This is a genomic window from Bradyrhizobium erythrophlei, assembly GCF_042430365.1.
Taxonomy (GTDB): Bacteria; Pseudomonadota; Alphaproteobacteria; order Rhizobiales; family Xanthobacteraceae; genus Bradyrhizobium; species Bradyrhizobium erythrophlei.
In genome coordinates this window covers 1-2,658 of record NZ_JBHMET010000215.1, presented here as the reverse complement: position 1 = coordinate 2,658, position 2,658 = coordinate 1, and the positions used below count along the sequence as shown (strand labels likewise).

The window sequence follows — 2,658 nt, the reverse complement described above, 5'->3', positions numbered from 1 at the left end:
CTGCGCGCGCCATGCAATCTCCCCGTAGAGAGAAATGTCAATCCGCGGCCACGACGTTGATCCGTTCACCCTTGTGGAAAATCTCGACGGTGCGGGCGGTGAAGCGCACCTCGACCTCGGCGCGGACGAAGCGATGCGGGACGCTGTAGTAATGCGCCTCGACCTCGACGTGATAGTCGATGCTGACCCGGCAGATCCGCCACTCGGCGAACACGTAAGGGCTCTCCGGCAAGGCCTTGAGCGCCGGCCGGTCGATCTCCTCCAATAGCTTGCGGCGGGTCACGCCGAGCCGCCGGATCGGCCGTTCCTCGTTGAGCCGGGTCATTAACTCGGCGATCGCCGCGTTGACCTCGGCGAGGCTGTGGAAGGTCCGATGGCGCAGCCGTCCGAGCAGCCAGCGCTCGACCATGAGGACCGCCTGCTCGACCTTGGCCTTGTCGTGTGGCCGTCGTGGCCGGGCCGGCAGAATGGCGGTGCCGTAATGCGCCGCCATGTCGGCGTAGCTGCGGTTGATCTGCGGATCGTAGAGGCAGGCCTTGATCACCGCGACCTTGGTGTTGTCCGGCACCAGCAGCGCCGGCACGCCACCGATCGCCTCGAAGGCGCCGACGTGGCCGCTGATCCAGTCGGCGAGCCCCTGCGTCCAGGTCGCCTGCGCGTAGGTGAAGCTCGATGCGCCGAGCACCGCGACGAAGATCTGCGCGGTGCGCCGTTCGCCGGTGAACCGGTCGATCACCACCGGTACGCCGTCGCCGGCATAGTCGACGAACAGCTTGTCGCCGGCCGCATGCGACTGGCGCATCGTCACCGACAGCCGGCCTTCCCAGGCCCGGTAGAGCTCGCAGAAGCGGGAATAGCGATACCCGCCGGGTTCGCCCGCGATGTACTCCTCCCACAGAATCGACAGCGTCACGTGCTTGCGCTTGAGCTCGCGATGCACCGCCGCCCAGTCCGGCTCGGCCTGCCGCCGCTGGCCCCGCCGGGTGCCCGGACCGGCTCCGGCGCTGGCGAACAGCCGGGCCTCCAGCACCGCGTCGGTGACGTCGTCGGGCAACGGCCAGCTCAGCCCCGCCGCCTCGAACTGGCGGATCGTCAACCGCACCGTCAAAGGCGCCGTTCCGACCCGCCGCGCAATCTCGCGGGTCGGCATCCCGGCCGACTTCAATCGCATCACATCGCGCACACGGCGCATCGCAAGCCTCTCCGTCGGCATCCAGGTCCCCCTTCGCAAAGCCGAAAGGCGGGACCGTATCGGAGCCAGAAGAGGCCTCTCACCCCGGGCGACATCATCCCGGAATGGTGGGCGAGATCATTCCGGAATGGTGGGCGACATCGAGCAGAATCAGCACACTGCCGCACTGATTTTCATGCAGGGAATGTGCTAAATGAAGCGTCCGACCACGCAACCGATGGGGGTCGCAGATGAAGATTCCCCCGACTATCGAGCCGATCGCGCATATCTCGCCTTATCGCCGCATCGATCCGTCGCATCCCGGACGGAAGCGCGTCATCACGCTGGACGAATGGCAGGCAAGCGGGAGCACGCGCAAGCCAGACCCGGCGATCTACAGCTATGACGCACGGAACCGGCGCTGGGTGCTGAAAGAGGGTGTGCGATGAGGACGAATGACACGCCATGTCGGCCGCAAAACTTGGCGACGGTCTAAAGCGATTGAGCGACAATCTCGGCTTCTGACGCGTGGGCAACTGCTAGATCCAGCGCAGCCATTTTGCGTCTCAGCAGCGGCATTACCTCGGCGGGTGCAAATCGCCTAGAAGCCAGCGGCCAAGGGCCTGGGAGCGCATGGGATCTTCATGCGCGGCAAGAGTCGTAAGTACGTGATTGCAGACAGCGCATTGAAACGTATCCAAGTCGACGCCTAGGCGTTCTGGCTCGATGCTGACGAGCATCATCCGGGCTTTGCACCTCGGACAGGCGGGGCGCTCAAATGGAGCCGGTGGAATGGGCCGCGCCAATCTGGCGGCCCACCGTTGTTCGAACTTTCTTTCGAGATCCACAGGGATCGCGCTCATGACCCGAACTCCGGGGTTCGCGGTCCTGCCCCGGTGCTATCGCCTCAACGCTCGCCGCGCCCTAAAGGTCCTAAACAGCACCAGAGGAAACCACGCCCGCCGGCTGAAGCGGTGACACAGGAGGGCGCGGGCTCAGGCCCGCGCCTTAATCCTGTGAACATCGATCTGAAAAATGGCGCCGCGGCTGCGCAGAAGGCGTAGCCCTTTGAGAGAAGGGGAGTCGGTCGTGGAGCGGATTGTCCTGATCTTCCTACTGCTCTGCTCTCCCGCGCTCGCCCATGACCCCAACCGTCCCGAACTGAACGAATGGTTCAACAGGCTTGCATCCCCCAAAGGGCTTTGTTGTTCGTTCGCGGACGGTTTTGCCGTCAGCGACGTTGATTGGGAATCGAAGGATGGCCATTATCGCGTCCGTCTCGAGGGCCGATGGATCGATGTTCCCGATGACGCCGTGATCACCGAGCCGAACCGCGCCGGCAGAACTATGGTTTGGCCCTACACGGCCGATCGCGGGACCGATCATCCGTCTACTGAAATCCGGTGCTTCATGCCCGGCAGCATGGGCTAGGTCCTGTGGACATTTACCGCAACCAGAGCATGGTTGCAGCGAGCGTTAGGACAGCA

The 2,658-nt window shown here is 64.2% G+C and carries 2 protein-coding genes and 1 pseudogene; 2 read left to right on the top strand and 1 reads right to left on the bottom strand.

The genetic code is table 11. The annotated features are described in order from the left end of the window. Positions 1-58: 58 nt before the first annotated feature. A pseudogene (gene istA / locus ACFFWD_RS29985) lies at positions 59-1,192 on the bottom strand (IS21 family transposase); the annotation flags it as partial. Positions 1,193-1,422: 230 nt separating this feature from the next. On the opposite strand from istA, the gene ACFFWD_RS29980 reads away from it, so the two are divergent. Continuing rightward, positions 1,423-1,620: a hypothetical protein gene (locus tag ACFFWD_RS29980; RefSeq protein WP_376971491.1), complete on the top strand. Its 198-nt coding sequence runs from the start codon at positions 1,423-1,425 to the stop codon at positions 1,618-1,620. 586 nt (positions 1,621-2,206) lie between these two features. Further along, complete coding sequence (locus ACFFWD_RS29975) at positions 2,207-2,602, top strand: hypothetical protein (protein WP_376971489.1); 396 nt, start codon at positions 2,207-2,209, stop codon at positions 2,600-2,602. The last annotated feature ends 56 nt before the right edge of the window (positions 2,603-2,658 follow it).

What these genes read in the sequence shown, in the direction of transcription:
- ACFFWD_RS29980 (WP_376971491.1), top strand. Translation starts at nt 1,423, where the DNA reads ATGAAGATTCCCCCGACTATCGAGCCGATCGCGCATATCTCGCCTTAT.
- ACFFWD_RS29975 (WP_376971489.1), top strand. Translation starts at nt 2,207, where the DNA reads ATGGCGCCGCGGCTGCGCAGAAGGCGTAGCCCTTTGAGAGAAGGGGAG.